This window comes from Rhizobium sp. L1K21, assembly GCF_024055895.1.
Lineage (GTDB): Bacteria > Pseudomonadota > Alphaproteobacteria > Rhizobiales > Rhizobiaceae > Ensifer_A.
This window is the reverse complement of sequence record NZ_JAMXLE010000001.1, coordinates 1,058,682-1,072,766: the sequence shown is the minus strand read 5'-3', so window position 1 is coordinate 1,072,766 and position 14,085 is coordinate 1,058,682. Positions and strand designations below refer to the sequence as shown.

At 57.1% G+C, this 14,085-nt stretch carries 12 protein-coding genes; 6 read left to right on the top strand and 6 right to left on the bottom strand.

The genetic code is table 11. From position 1 onward, the window contains the following. Window positions 1-45 precede the first annotated feature (45 nt). The 3 genes from NHF56_RS05105 to NHF56_RS05095 all read right to left on the bottom strand — a co-directional run bounded on the left by NHF56_RS05105 (window position 46) and on the right by NHF56_RS05095 (window position 2,758). Window positions 46-1,371: a TRAP transporter large permease subunit gene (locus NHF56_RS05105; protein ID WP_252802177.1), complete on the bottom strand. Its 1,326-nt coding sequence runs from the start codon at window positions 1,369-1,371 to the stop codon at window positions 46-48. Beyond that, on the bottom strand, window positions 1,368-1,877 hold the full coding sequence (locus NHF56_RS05100) for a TRAP transporter small permease subunit (RefSeq protein WP_252802175.1): 510 nt from the start codon (window positions 1,875-1,877) through the stop codon (window positions 1,368-1,370). The genes NHF56_RS05105 and NHF56_RS05100 overlap by 4 nt, the downstream gene beginning before the upstream one ends. Before the next feature lie 125 nt (window positions 1,878-2,002). Continuing rightward, entirely contained in the window at window positions 2,003-2,758 is a 756-nt protein-coding gene (locus NHF56_RS05095; protein WP_373456286.1) for an N-formylglutamate amidohydrolase, read from the bottom strand. Window positions 2,759-2,955: 197 nt separating this feature from the next. Between NHF56_RS05095 and NHF56_RS05090 the strand changes: the two genes are divergently transcribed. The 6 genes from NHF56_RS05090 (at window position 2,956) to NHF56_RS05065 (ending at window position 8,953) form a co-directional block, all read left to right on the top strand. Further along, entirely contained in the window at window positions 2,956-3,864 is a 909-nt protein-coding gene (locus NHF56_RS05090; protein WP_252802171.1) for an SIS domain-containing protein, read from the top strand. 122 nt (window positions 3,865-3,986) lie between these two features. After that, window positions 3,987-5,084, top strand: a complete 1,098-nt coding sequence (locus NHF56_RS05085) for an ABC transporter substrate-binding protein (RefSeq protein ID WP_252802169.1) — start codon at window positions 3,987-3,989, stop codon at window positions 5,082-5,084. An 82-nt stretch (window positions 5,085-5,166) separates the two neighbouring features. After that, the gene (locus tag NHF56_RS05080) at window positions 5,167-6,081 is read left to right on the top strand and encodes an ABC transporter permease subunit (RefSeq protein ID WP_252802168.1); all 915 of its coding nucleotides are present in this window, start codon (window positions 5,167-5,169) and stop codon (window positions 6,079-6,081) included. Continuing rightward, the gene (locus NHF56_RS05075; RefSeq protein ID WP_252802167.1) at window positions 6,078-6,902 is read left to right on the top strand and encodes an ABC transporter permease; all 825 of its coding nucleotides are present in this window, start codon (window positions 6,078-6,080) and stop codon (window positions 6,900-6,902) included. Before NHF56_RS05080 ends, NHF56_RS05075 begins: the two co-directional genes overlap by 4 nt. Continuing rightward, complete coding sequence (locus tag NHF56_RS05070; protein WP_252802166.1) at window positions 6,899-7,963, top strand: ABC transporter ATP-binding protein; 1,065 nt, start codon at window positions 6,899-6,901, stop codon at window positions 7,961-7,963. The genes NHF56_RS05075 and NHF56_RS05070 overlap by 4 nt, the downstream gene beginning before the upstream one ends. Window positions 7,964-8,005: 42 nt before the next feature. Continuing rightward, a complete protein-coding gene (locus NHF56_RS05065) occupies window positions 8,006-8,953 on the top strand; it encodes a CehA/McbA family metallohydrolase (RefSeq protein ID WP_252802165.1) in 948 nt (315 codons plus the stop codon). Window positions 8,954-9,025: 72 nt separating this feature from the next. On the opposite strand, the gene NHF56_RS05060 is transcribed toward NHF56_RS05065, so the two are convergent. The 3 genes from NHF56_RS05060 to NHF56_RS05050 form a co-directional block, all read right to left on the bottom strand. Further along, entirely contained in the window at window positions 9,026-9,895 is an 870-nt protein-coding gene (locus NHF56_RS05060) for a mechanosensitive ion channel family protein (protein ID WP_252802164.1), read from the bottom strand. Window positions 9,896-10,018: 123 nt separating this feature from the next. After that, window positions 10,019-10,816, bottom strand: a complete 798-nt coding sequence (locus NHF56_RS05055) for a sulfite exporter TauE/SafE family protein (protein ID WP_252804848.1) — start codon at window positions 10,814-10,816, stop codon at window positions 10,019-10,021. Between the two features lie 333 nt (window positions 10,817-11,149). Further along, window positions 11,150-13,972, bottom strand: a complete 2,823-nt coding sequence (locus NHF56_RS05050; RefSeq protein ID WP_252802161.1) for a S8 family serine peptidase — start codon at window positions 13,970-13,972, stop codon at window positions 11,150-11,152. Window positions 13,973-14,085 lie beyond the last annotated feature (113 nt).

Here is a 14,085-nt window from a genome sequence, read left to right as displayed (position 1 = left end):
CAGTCTTATCATCGGGCCTCTTCTCACGGAGACCTCGCGAAATCTCTATCCCCGCACCGAAACCTGGTTTGGCAGCCACAGCGCAATCTGCGGAAAGGCCGTCACGATCAGCAAGCCGATAATCATGATGATGACGAACGGGACAATGGACTTGTAGATGTCGTTCAGCCCGATTTCCGGCGGCGCCATAGCCCGCATCAAAAAGAGATTGTAGCCGAATGGCGGCGTCATATAGGCGATCTGGCAGGTGATCGTGTAGAGCACGCCATACCAGACGAGATCAAAGCCGAGCGCGCGCACCAGCGGAATATAGAGCGGCGCGACAATCACCAGCATCGCCGTATCATCGAGGAACGTCCCCATGATGATATAGGAAATCTGCATCAGAATGAGGATTTCCCAAGGGCCAAGGCCCCACTCTTCGGTAAACAGCCACTGGATCGTCTTCACCGCGCCCAGTCCGTCAAACACGGCACCGAAGCAGAGCGCTGCCATGATGATCCACATGAACATCGCCGAAATTCCAAGCGTCTGCTCCAGCGTGCGGTTCCAGACTTCCTTTGTCAGCCGGCCCTTGTACCAGACAGCCAGAAGCGCCGACAAAGCACCGATGGCGGAGCTTTCCACAAGGCTGGTCACGCCCATCACGAAAAGCCCCATCATGAGGAAGAAAATGAGGAACGGCAGAATACCCGCCCGCAAAAGCTTCAGCTTCTCGCTGAGCGGCATCTCGCGCTCTTCCTTCGAAAGTGCGGGCGCCAGCGACGGATCAAGCTTGCAGCGAACCATGACGTAAATGATGAAGAGTGCCGCCAGGAGCAGGCCCGGAAAGACGCCGGCAAGCCACAGTTTGCCGACCGGCTGGCGGGCAATCATGCCGTAAAGCACCAGCACGACGCTCGGCGGCACCAGAATGCCGAGCGATGATCCCGCCTGAACGACACCCGAAACCATCACCTTGTCATAGCCGCGACGCAGCAGTTCCGGCAGCGCAATCGTCGCGCCAATCGCCATACCGGCTACCGAAAGGCCGTTCATCGCCGAAATCACCACCATCAGGCCGAGCGTGCCGACAGCCAGACCGCCAGGCAGCCCGCCAAGCCAGACATGGAACATCTTGTAGAGATCTTCGGCCAGACCGGATTCCGAAAGCAGGTAACCCATGTAGATGAACAGTGGCAGCGTCACGAGCGCGTACCATTTCATCAGTTTCATGCCTGCCGAAAAGCCGAGTTCCATGCCACCCGGCCCCCAAAGCAGCGCAGCAGCCACGACGCCCACCACGCCGATAGCGGCAACAACCCGTTGCCCGGTCAGCATGGAAATCATCATGGAGGAGAACATGAAGATCGCGATCAATTCATAGCTCATTGGATCGCCTCCCCTTTGACGAAGGCAATATCCTTGATCAGGATCGCAGTGGTCTGCAGCAGCATCAGGAAAATACCCACAACCATGGCAATCTTGATCGGCGCCATATAGGGCGACCAGGAGGAATAACTCGTTTCACCATATTCCAGTGCGTAGCTTGTCGATGAAATGCCGCCGTAAAGCATGAAGATCAGATAGGCGATCAGCAGGAACACCGTGAAGCAATCCACCAGCGCCTTCGTACGCGGTGACCAGCGCCCGTAAAGCAGGTCCATGCGCACATGGCTGTCGAGCTGCAGCGAATACGGTCCACCGACGATGAAATAGGCCACCATGATGAATTCGGCCATCTCCAGCGTCCAATTGGCCGGCCAGAAAAACACTTTGGAGACCGACGAGTAAAGCAGAACGCCCATCAGCACAAAAATCAGGTACATCGTCGCGCGGCCGATCCACCTGTTGCACTTTTCAACAACGCGGACATATGTCTTCAGGAATTCAGGCATAAGCAAAAACCCCTGGACTCACCTCATCATTGTGCGAGGTGGCTGCTCTTACGAAAAATTGTCCCAGTTTACTGTCCCCCAAAATACCTGAACTCCGTTCACTCTATTCCCTTGTGTTGCGAATTCTATCCCACAGCACGCAACAAGAGACCGGCTATATAGTCGGCTGCAACGCCCTGCTCTGTCGCGTCGCGAACGCGGTCGTTACGGATCTCGATCATGACATTCTGCAAGCCGTTGGCGACACCATGCAGTTTCAGCGTATGCGTCACCCCATCCTGCGGCCCGTAGGGTTCATTGCGGCGCAGGTCGAAAGGGCCGTCGGTACTAGCCGCGACAATCATGGCGTCGGCCATCCGGGCGTCGCTATCATGCAAAATACCGATTTCGACATCCCGCTTCTTGCCGAAATAGACCGGCGTGAACGTATGCATCGTCACCAATACGGTTTTGACACCCGCATTGCGCCTTTCATTGAGGACCTCGCGGATCGCAGCATGAAATGGCTCATAGATCTCTTTGATCCGTGCATCCCGGTTGGCCGGCGTCATGGCCGCATTGCCGGGCACCGCATAGATCTCGCTTTTGACCGGCATGGCCGCAGGCGATTCCGGCGGCCGGTTGCAGTCATAGGCAAGCCTCGAATAGCGCTGATAAACCAGCGGCGCATCAAAATGGCCAGAGAGAATCTGCGACACCGCAAGCGCTCCCGGATCCCAGGCAATATGGCTTTTCAGAGCCTCACCGTTCAGGCCAAGCGTGCCCAGTGAAACCGGCAGCAGCGCTGAGGCATGCTCGCAAACAAACACAAAGGGCCCACGCCCTTCTTTGTTCTCAACAATGGCAGGCTCGCCCTCGTCCGCAGCGAGCAATTTTTCCAAAACCGACATAATATTCTTCAATTCATCCAGCCGCTGAAGAGAATGTTTCAGCAAAAATTTCCTGTCAATTGCAATCTGAAAAATAAATTTCACCCGCATATTGACAGGACAGGCCTTAGACAATGTACTCTTGTTTCAAGGCTGCCGGAGATCAGCCGGTGAGACGATCGAGGGCGAACAATCAGTGACGACTAAGCGTGAAAACTGTATCTGACATTATCAGCGAGAGCTTTGAACGGCTCACGCGTTCCGAAAAACTGTTGGCAGAGTATCTATTGGAGAACTATCCAATCTCGGGATTGGGCTCGGTCACAACCGTTGCGGAACACGCAGGCGTTTCCACGCCAACTGTCGTACGCATGGTCCAGAAACTCGGCTTTTCCGGCTTCCCGCATTTTCAATCGCGTCTCTACGAAGAGCTCGAAGAAACGATTTCCAATCCGATTGCCAAGCATGATCGCTGGGCAACGAACGCGCCGGGTACGCACATTCTCAACCGCTTTGCCGATGCGGTTCACACCAACCTCAGAAACACGCTGTCAAACATTGCCAGCAGTGATTTCGACAAGGTTGCCAGCGAGCTGTCGAATCGCAAGAAGCCGATCTACCTCGCCGGTGGCCGCATAACGCAGGCGATGGCCACCTATTTTTTCACGCATCTTCAGGTCATTCGCTCCGGCGTCACGCTGATCTCCACCAATCGCTCGACCTGGCCGCACTATGTCTTGAACATGCAGGATGGCGATATGCTCATCCTGTTCGATATTCGCCGCTATGAGCGCGAAATGGAGATTTTGGCCCGGCTGGCCTCCGAACGCGGCGCATCCATTATTCTCTTTACCGACAATTGGGGCTCGCCGATCTCCAAATATGCAAAACACACCTTCCGGGCGAATGTCGAGGTGCCATCCGCATGGGATTCGTCGGTCGTCACGCTGGTTCTGCTCGAGGCGCTGATCGAGGCTGTGCAAAACGCCAGTTGGGACCGCACGCGCGAGCGCATGCATGAATTGGAAGATTTGTTCAATACAACCAGACTTTTCCGGAAACCCCACGGAAAAGATGCGAGCACGCGCGCGCAAAACGGCAAGAAGAAGCCGACCTAAAACGCTGTAAAATATAAATTATTTGATCAAAATTTGCTTTGGGCGAACTGTCATAAAAGGTTCGTCGATTGTCGCTAGAGCTTCGTCAACAATCCGCCAACGCTCAACGACAGGAGAAGCAAATGCTGTCCAAACTCACCAAACTATTGTCGGTTTCCGCCGCGATTGCAATCGTCGCCTCTTCAGCGTCTCACGCTGAAAACATGGATGACCTCATCGCTGCTGCCAAGAAGGAAGGTACGCTCACCACGATCGCTCTTCCCCACAGCTGGTGCGGCTACGGTGAAGTCATCGAAGGCTTCAAGGCCAAGTACGGCATTGAAGTCAACGAACTGAACCCCAATGCCGGTTCGGGCGACGAACTCGAAGCCATCAAGGCCAACAAGGGCAACACCGGCCCGCAGGCCCCTGACGTTGTCGACGTCGGCCTTTCCTTCGGCCCTGCCGCCGTCAAGGACGGTCTGCTTCAACCTTACAAGGTCGCCGGTTGGGACAAGATCCCGGCAACCGCCAAGGATCCTGAGGGTTACTGGTATGGCGATTATTACGGCGTTCTGGCCATCGGCGTGAACAAGGACATCTTCCCTGAATCACCCACCTCCTTCGCTGACCTGAAAGACGCCAAATACGCCAATGGCGTCACCGTTGGCGGCGACCCGCGCACGGGCAACTCGCGCATGATGACTGTTTATGCCGCTGGCATTTCCACCGGTGCTGCAGCCGGTGCCGATGCAGCCAACGCTGGCATCGCATTCTTCAAGGAACTGAAGGAAAACGGCAATCTCGTGCCGGTTGAAGGCACCGCCCAGAACCTCGCTCAGGGTACTTCGCCTGTTCTGTTCGACTGGGACTACAACCTTCTGGCCATGCGCGACAAGCTGAACGGCAACCCGCCGATGGATGTTGTCGTTCCCTCTGACGCCGTTATCGCCGGCGTTTACGTACAGGGCATCTCCGCTTATGCCCCCCACCCGAACGCTGCCAAGCTGTGGATGGAATACCTCTATTCCGACGAAGGTCAGCTTCTGTGGCTCAAGGGCTATTGCCACCCGATCCTGTTCAACGACATGGCCGAGCGCGGTGTGATCCCGCAGGAGCTGATGGACAAGCTGCCGCCGGCTGAAAACTACGCCAAGGCCATCTTCCCGACCCTCGAAGAGCAGGCTGCCGCCAAGGAAGCCGTTGCTGAAAACTGGGCCAAGGAAATGGGCGTGCAGTAACCCGCCGAGGGCTTCAGATATGAAATGGGTGCCGGTCTTTTCAGGCCGGCATCCCGTCGTTTTTCAAGCGGGGCATTGCGCGATGACAGACATTCAAGCAACCGAAGCCAGCGGCACCTTCGCTGCCGAAAGGGCTTCAAAACCACCCTTTGCCGGCATCAACTGGAATTGGCTCGGCCTCTTACCCTTCCTCATCTTCGTCGCACTGTTTCTCGTCGCGCCGGTTCTTTATCTGGTCAACGGCGCTTTTCAGAATGCGGAAGGCCAATACACGCTGGCAAATATCATAGCGCTCGGCTCCGATAACATCGTCTCCTCCTATTCGCTGTCGATCCGCCTGAGCCTGGTTTCAGCCGGCATCGGTGCCCTGACCGGCCTGCTTGTCGCCTACGCAGTGATCCTCGGCGGCCTGCCCGACTGGGTCCGTCACGCGTTCACGACCTTTTCCGGTGTCGCCTCCAACTTTGCCGGCGTGCCGCTTGCTTTCGCCTTCATTGCCACGCTTGGCCGCCTCGGCCTTGTCACGTTGATTTTCCGCGACGTCTTCGGCGTCAATATCTATGCGGTCGGCTTCAACCTCTTTTCCTTCTGGGGTCTGGCACTCACCTATCTTTATTTCCAGCTGCCATTGATGCTGCTGGTGGTGACGCCTGCCATGGAAGGACTGAAGGCAGAATGGCGCGAAGCCGCCGAAAGCCTCGGGGCGAGCCGCGCCCAATATTGGCGGCTCGTGGCTCTGCCCGTTCTCACCCCATCGGTGCTGGGTTGCTTCCTGCTTCTATTTGCAAACGCCTTCGGGACGCTTGCGACCGTCATCGCGCTCACCGGCTCGTCCTACTCCGTCGTGCCGATCATGCTCTACAACCAGATCCGTGGCAATGTGCTCTACAATCCCAACCTCGGTTATGCGTTGGCGCTGGGAATGGTCGTCATCATGGCCGTCACCAACCTGCTTTATCTCGTGCTGCGCAACCGCGCTGAAAGGTGGCAGAAATGAAGCGCTTTCCCGCTGTCTCAACGCTGATCGTCATCGTCGCGGCGCTCTACTTCCTGGTCCCGCTTTATGCGACCTTCGACTTTTCGCTACGCATGGAGCGCGGGGTCTTGAGCTTTGCCGCCTACCGTGACGTCTTCCAGAGCGATACATTCATCGCAACCCTGACATTTTCGGCCATCGCTTCGTTGGTGGCCATTGTGCTGGGCGCGCTGATCATCGTCCCCACGGCCTATTGGGTCCGTCTCAAACTCCCCAAGGTCCGCCCGCTGGTGGAGTTCCTGACGCTTCTCCCGCTCATCATCCCGCCCGTGGTTCTGGTGTTTGGTTATATGCGCATCTACGGAAACGACTCTTTCCTGCCGCTGACCACAACCGATCCCGGCACGAATGTGCTGCTGGTCATCGGTTACACGATCCTGTCACTGCCCTATATGTTCCGGGCTGTCGACAACGGCATGGCAGCCATTGATATTGCGACACTCACAGAGGCAGCCGAAAGTCTCGGCGCATCGCGCATGCGCACCATTCGCACGGTGATTTTCCCCAATGTGCGCTCGGCCATCATGTCGGGAGCCTTCCTCACCTTCTCCATTTCACTGGGTGAGTTTGTCATGGCGAGCCTGTTGAACCGTCCGGCCTTCGGCCCCTATCTCGTGCAGATGGGTCAGGACTATGCCTACCAGCCCGCCGCTCTTGCCATCATGGCCTTCGGCGTCACCTGGGCCTCCATGGCGCTCATGCAACTCTTCGCCACCCGCAAACCCGGCCAGCGGCTTTTCCCCCGCATCCCGTCCTTCACCCCAAGGAGCGTAAAACCATGAGTTTCCTGACACTCGAAAAGGTCAGCAAGAGCTTCGGCACCAACACGGTCGTCAAGGAGTTCAACCTCGGCGTCCGCAAGGGCGAGTTCGTTTCCTTTCTCGGTCCATCGGGCTGCGGCAAGACGACTGTTTTGCGCATGGTGGCCGGCTTCGAAACGCCGACTGCCGGCGCAATCACCATCGACGGTCAGGATGTCACCCGCCTGCCCGCCAACAAGCGCCGCATCGGCATGGTTTTTCAGGCCTACGCCCTGTTTCCCAACATGAATGTCTACGACAATGTCGCATTTGGCCTGAAAATCTCCGGCATGGATAAATCTGCCATCGACAGGCGCGTGAAAGACATGCTCGACATGATTGCGCTCGGTCATCTTGCCGACCGTTACCCCTATCAGATGTCCGGTGGTCAGCAGCAGCGCGTGGCGCTTGCCCGTGCACTCGCCCCCCAGCCGCAGGTCCTCCTGCTCGATGAGCCGCTCTCCGCGCTCGACGCGAAAATCCGCGTCTCGCTGCGCGAAGATATCCGCAACATCCAGCGCGAGCTTGGCATCACCACTGTCTTCGTGACCCACGATCAGGAAGAAGCCTTGTCGATTTCCGACCGGGTGATTGTCATGAACAAGGGCCGCGCCGACCAGATTGGAACACCGGCTGAAATCTATAACCGCCCGAAAACCCGCTTCGTTGCCGAGTTCGTCGGCACACTCAATATGTTCGAGGCGCGTGTTACGGATGCGTCTACAAATCGTCTGAGCCTCGCCGGTCGTGATATCGCCGTTCCCTCCACCAATGGTGCAGCCCTCACCAATGGCGAAACAATCACCCTTGCCTTGCGTCCCGAGGCGCTCTTCATGCAGGAACAGCAAGCCGGCGACATTGCGCTCGAAGGCCGCGTTCAGCATTTTGGTTTCCATGGTTCCATCATCCGTGCCAAGGTCGCCGTCAACGACCAGACAATCTGTGTGGATATGTTCAACCAGGCCAATTTCACCATGCCCAATGTCGGCGAAAATATCCGTCTTTATTTCTCGCCGGCTGACGCCCTCGTGCTGGCCGCCTGAACAGGCGACCGGCGGCAATCAACCAAATCAACAGGAATCCCCATGTCCGACACCCGGCAATCTGTAGAACCCTTGTCCGCCTTCACCGCTCCCGGCCAGTTTTACCGTGGCAACCTCCACACCCACTCCAACCTTTCCGATGGTGTATTGACCCCGGAGGAAGTCTGCCGCCGTTACAAGGCCGAAGGCTATGATTTCATCGCCCTCACCGACCATTTCGTCGGCCATTTCAACTACCCGATTGCCGACACCAAGCCATTCCGCGACAACCGCTTCACCACCATCCTCGGTGCCGAACTCCATTCCGGTGCCATGCAGAACGGCGAGCTCTGGCACATTCTGGCCGTTGGCCTGCCAGAGGATTTCGCGCCCTCGAACACGCCAACCTTCAAGCCCATTGATGATCAGGAAAGCGGACCGGAACTGGCCAAACGCGCGCGCGAAGCCGGTGCCTTTGTCGCCATCGCCCACCCCCAATGGTCTGGCCTGACGCTCGAAGAAGCCCGCGGCGTTGAAGCCGCTCATGCGGTGGAAATCTACAACCACGGTTGCGCCATAGGCTGTGACCGCCCCGATGGCACCTACATTGCCGACATGCTGCTGACAGAAGGCCGCAAACTGACGCTGATTGCCACCGACGACGCGCATTTCACCGAACCCGACCATTTCGGCGGTTGGGTCATGGTGAAGGCAGAGGCAAACACACCGGATCTGCTTCTGGAAGCATTGAAGCGCGGCGACTTCTATTCAAGCCAGGGCCCGGAAATCAGAGGCGTCACGCTTTCCGGCACCGAAGTCACGGTCAATTGCACGGCAGCCTCCGCCTTCATCGTCCAGGGCTCCGGCATTGCCGCCGTTGCCAAACACGGCAACTCGATGACAGAGGCTTCCATCTCGCTCGACCGTTTCAAGGGCGCGTCCGACTGGATCCGCCTCACCGTCGTCGACGCTGCCGGCAAGCGCGCCTGGACCAATCCGATCTGGCTCTAAGCCGCCCCAACAGCCGAAAAGCAAAAAAGCGCCGACCCGGGTGAACCAGGTCGGCGCTTCGTTTTGGGATCATCAGTCCTTTGTCTCAGTGTCTTCAGGCGGGGCAAAATTGCCGCTATAGGTCACCTGCGGATAAGGAATATTGATACCGTTTTCGTCAAAGGCGACCTTGGCCTTTTTGGTCATCTCGCGGCTGGTCATCCAGAAGTCGGACGACGCTGTCCAGTAACGCAGCGTCACGCTCACCGCACTGTCGCCAAGCTCCGCCACGAATGTTCCGGGCTCTGGGTCCTTCAATATCCGCTCATCGGCACCGGCAAGATCAAGCATGATCTGCTCGGCCTTGCTGATATCGTCCTCATAGCCGATCCCGATCGTGAGATCGTAACGGCGCAGCGTGTTGCGGCTGTAATTGGTGATCGGAACGTTCCACAGAAGCGTATTCGGAACCAGCAGGTAAAGGCCGTCGATTTTTTTCATCCGCGTGGCAAACAGACCTATGTCTTCAATGGTGCCCGCAATCGAACCGGTGTCGACAAAATCGCCAAGACGGAACGGCTTCAGCACCAGAAGCATGATACCCGCAGCCACGTTCTGCAGCGTGCCCTGCAGCGCAAGACCAATGGCGAGACCAGCAGCACCGAGAGCAGCAACGATCGAGGTCGTCTGCACCCCGAACTGGCCAAGCACCATGACGATAACGATAACCAATATGCCCCAACGCACGGCTGTGGCAAAGAAACCGGCAACGGCGAGATCAACCCGCTCAACCCGCTTCAGCGCATTCAGTGTCGTGCGGCTCAAAACCCCGGCGACAATCCAACCGACGATCAGAATGGCAACAGCGCCGACGACGGAAAGGCCGTAGCTGATAAAAAGGGCTTTGCTGCTCTCAAACAGGTTCACGAGAAAATTATAGGCCTCTGTGGTTTGCTGTTCCATCTTTTCCTTCTGCAAAGTTCTTGTTCGAATTCCAGTTGAAACGCACCCTCTAAAAAGATGTTCCCTCTCATCTACGCGACTTTGGGCAGACCGGTTCACCCGCCTGCGGCAAGAACAAGCCGTTTATGCAGTCAGGAGGCCAAGCGCGTCGGCGCTACGATAGAGCATGTAGAACGCCACGGCAAAAATCATCAGGGCGAAAAGCGTGTTCAAAGCCCCTTTGCGTTCAGAAAGATGATTGGCCGAAAACGCGCCCAGCAACCCGCCGACAACACCGCCACCGATAAAAATTGCTGCCAGCAGAAAATCGGCATAGCCGGACACGGCATAATTCAACGCTGTGGTGAGACCGAATGCCGTCACCGCCACCAGTGATGATCCGATGGCGAATAGGATTGGCATTCCGGTGGCGGCAATCAGCCCCGGCACGATCAAAAACCCGCCGCCGATCCCGAAAAAGCCGGAGAAAACGCCGGTCAGCGCCCCGAAACCGATCACCTTGGGCGCGTTTTCCCGCGAGCATTGCGCACCGGGATTGCCCTCTGCATTGCGCTTGCGCAACATCATGGCCCCCACCACCAGCATCAGTAGCGCAAAGAGAATGAGAAGCTTCTGGCCATCCACCAGCTTGCCTGCCGTCGACCCGAGAAAGGCACCGACGACACCAGCAACACTATAGATTGAGGCACACCGCCACTTCACATTGCCTAGCCGCGCATGCCCGATCAGATTGACAAAGGCATTGGCAGCCACCGCCAGTGCGCTCGTTCCAATCGCCAGATGCGCACTCGGCACGCCCACAACATACATCATCAGCGGCACCGCCAGGATCGACCCCCCACCCCCGAACAAGCCAAGCGTAAACCCCACAAGCCCACCGGAAACCGCTCCAAGCGCATACTGAAAAGGTTCAAGAATCATCACGAAAAACCGCCGCTGAAAAATGCTACAAAAACATATAGTTTAACATATATGTTTTGCAAGCCAAACAACCGGAAGCCCGCTAAAGCTGCGCCACGCAAGTCGGGTTGGCCGGCAGCGTTTTGCATAAAAAATAGGTGCGCACCCGTGAAAAGATGCGCACCATTATACCACTGAAATAAAGAGATTTTTTACAGATCGACTGCGGCTTTCATCGCAACCGCCACAGACCCCAACCGTTTTGAGGGATAGAACCCCGAATAGATCGGCCGAATTGCATGATTTCTCTCGCTCCGTTTTCCGCGACATCATCGCAGACGTCGCGCGGAGTCACTAGAACGACACCTTGAATTTTGCTTTCAGCGCACTGGAACTGGAGGTCGATCCATAGTGACCCGAGTAGTTCAGACTAGCGACCATGCTGTTCCCCAGCTCATAGCCAAGTCCAAGATTGAGGACTAGCGCGTTGCGGGAAAGCCCTACTCCTGTTGTTTTGAAGGCGGGAGCACCTGCCAAAGATTGCGTTGCGGTACCCAGACTATTGCCGAAAACATGTTGCCAGCCGACCGTTGAGCTGACCGAAACGTATGTATCACCAACCGGAATTTCGGAGGACAAGTTAAAGCCCAGCAACGCAAGACCGAGATTTTTTGCGTCAACAGTTCCTGACAGGGCAAACGGTGAACCGGTCTCGCGGAAGGCCGCCGAAGATGTTGCCATATAGGCGCCGGAAACAAATGGCTCCAGCGTCGCATTGCCCATATCGAGCGGCATGGCCAGAGTGCCGAACACCTGTCCAGATGCACGATGGTAACCGGTGCTGACGGTCGCGTTGGCACCGCCGAAGTCCAAAGCACGGGACGTGTCGATGTGAGAAAATGTCAAACCCGCGCCGACATTCGCCCTCAGGAAGCCGAGATTCGCGTCGGCATAGGCGGCAAAGTCTGCATTCAAGGCGGTCGCCGACGCATTCTGTGCACCAATGCTGCCTCTGCTCATACCAAGGCCACCCATGGTACCGATATCCCAACCGTAGAGAGAAATGCCGTCGAAACCGGCATAGGCGGACTGTTCCCTCCAGTTCATACGGGCTGCACGGTCACTGGAAAAGGCACCTGCAGCGCCATTGAACGAAACCCAGCCGGTTTCCGCATTGCTGTTTGCCAAGCGGCTGGTCCGCGCGTTCACGACGCTCCGCACCTGTCCGGCATGCTCCAGAACGAGAGCCGAACCAGAAGAATGGATTTCGCCCGCAACCTGATCGAGAGCATTCGGCAGCGCTTGAGGTGATGTGGCGTAAAGCGAGGAGAACACGGCACCGGTTCGCGGCCCCGCCGCAGGACGAACGGCGTCAAGTGATGCGCCGACAGCATTTGCATTGGCGCTTGAGGTCAATCCGTTTGCAGCAAGATTGCTATACTGCTGCGGTGTCACCACCAGGGAGACCGTCCGGTCCGCATAAAGTGTGTCCATGCGGCTGCTCGGAGCAAGCGCCGATGCGTCCGGCTGAGTCAGGGCTGTGAAGCCGCCGGTCACGCCTGCACTTGATCGGATAACCTCAAAAGTGGTGCCAAGCGGGGCAACGTAAGTGTTGCTTGCCGGTGCCGTTATGCCGCGGAGCGTGGGAACGATCACGCCATCGACTGCGATTGTACCATTGGTACCGGTGGTCACAAGGCGCGAATAGCTACCACTGCCTGTGCCTGTCCCTATGCCGTCAATGTCGAAGGATGTTGTCGCACCACTTGCGATGGTCACTGGACCGGCGACAGTCAGCGTGCCGGGCGAATTGCCCGGCGCCAGGCGCCCAGCGGAGTAAAGAGAGGCGTCGATCTTGCCAATGCCGCGCAGCGTCCCGTTCTGGCCAATCCGTACATTGGACGCAACGGAACCGTTCACCGAGAGCTGTCCGGCGTTGACGATCGTGTCACCGGAATAGGTATTTGCGCCGGCAAGTGTCAGGGTGCCCTGCCCTTCCTTGGTGAGCCCACCTGTACCGCCAATGGCGTTGGAAAATGTCGAGTTTGTGCCGCCCGTGTTGATGACTGTATTGGAGGTGAAGGCCCCGTACCCTTGTACGGCCCGTCCGGCATTGACCATGCCCCAGCCGTATTTCTGCCGGTCCCCCATGGAGGTTGCGGTGGTGAGAAGCACCTGCTGGATGTCGTGGGCAGAAAAATATGGGAATGCCTGCTTGACCAGCGCCGCCACTCCGCTGACGACCGGCGTTGCCATCGACGTGCCGCTCATCTCATCGTAATCGCCGCCGCTGGGGCCTGTGCCAAGCGGGACAGTCGACACCACGTCAACGCCGGGCGCAACCAGACACCACGCAGAGGCCACACCGCATTCATTGCTGAAACTCGCCAGATTGCCATTCGCATCAACCGCACCGACTGCGATGAAGGTGTCGCGAAGCTCAGGAACCCAATAAGGCATCCCGCCCAGCGCATCTGGTGCAGGCTGCGACTCATTGCCAGTGGCAAACACCATCAGCACGTCATTGTCGGCGGCGTATTTCATGGCGTCGATCGTCTGTGGCAGCGATTGTGTGATCGATGCGCTGGTATAGTCAGTGACATTGCACGGCGGGTTGATAGAATAGCTGCAATCGTTGACACCGCTTGAGTTGCTGATGATCGACACGCCGCTATCGACGAGGCGCATCCAGTTTTGGTTGAACACGTCGTCAGTATTGCCCGAACGCCCATCATAGATGCTCATCATGATTTTGGAATCGAACGCGACGCCATGCATTCCCCAGCCATCGCGGTTCGCGGCGATAATGCCGCTCACATGGGTTCCGTGACTGGTACGGCCTGATGGCGATCCGGAATCGGGGCTCTCGAAATTCGCGCCGTTTATGATGCTGGCACCCGTGTTGAGATCGAAGCCGGGCAGAAGCCGGCCATTGAACTCGGGATGGCGCGCATCAATGCCTGTATCGAGAACGCCGACCCGAACACCTTCACCGGTAAAGCCGAGAGCATAGGCCTTTGCAGCATCGATTGCAGAAAGGTGGTAGGCCGCACGATATTCAGGCGTTTGCCAAAAGGCCTCGCTATCGGAAGCGGACTGAGCCAGCACCACCGAATTCTGACCGATTGCCAATCCGGCACCCAAAATACAATAACCGAAAAACCCGCGTCTTTTCATACTTTTATCCCCTGCCGAGTTGGTATATCCGTTCGAGCCGGGGTCGATAGCAGGACAGCAAAGAATGGTGATGAGTACAGAATCCAATTTCTTGTTCACCAGTACCAAACATC